Origin of the sequence: uncultured Faecalibacterium sp. (assembly GCF_900066275.1) — a bacterium.
In the GTDB taxonomy this organism is placed as follows: Bacteria; Bacillota; Clostridia; order Oscillospirales; family Ruminococcaceae; genus Faecalibacterium; species Faecalibacterium taiwanense.
On the sequence record NZ_FMFG01000104.1, the window covers coordinates 1 to 420 of the forward strand.

The following is a 420-nucleotide window of genomic DNA, read 5'->3' on the forward strand; positions in this document are numbered from 1 at the left end:
TTCTCGGCAACCTGAACCGGGATATTCGCGCCGCCAATAGCCTGATGCAGTCCATCCGCAGTGCGATTCGTGGGCTGCAACGCTGGATCGCAGACCTGAATGAAAAGAAGCAGATTCTTTTGGATGCACTGGAACAAGCCAAGGAGCCAATGCTGTCCGACCTGCTGGTGGATTACTTCAACCTCCGCAACGAGCAGCGCAGCGATTGGTCTGGCAAGGCAAAACTGAAATGCACTGTCCGAGACTTTGAGGAAGTCAAACGGGCGGTGGACTATCTGAAAGCCCATTCTCTGAACACCATCGAGGATCTGGATACCGCAATTTCTAACCTGAACCAGACCGCCGCCCCTCTCCGTAGGCAGTTGAAGCAGAACGAAAACCGTATGCGGGCAATCGCCCAGATCAAGGATGCTGCCGCCG

1 pseudogene is annotated in these 420 nt (G+C 54.8%); it reads left to right on the plus strand.

Annotation, left to right across the window (positions count from 1 at the left end):
* Positions 1 to 420 (plus strand): annotated as a pseudogene (locus QZL71_RS13210) (conjugal transfer protein); the annotation flags it as partial.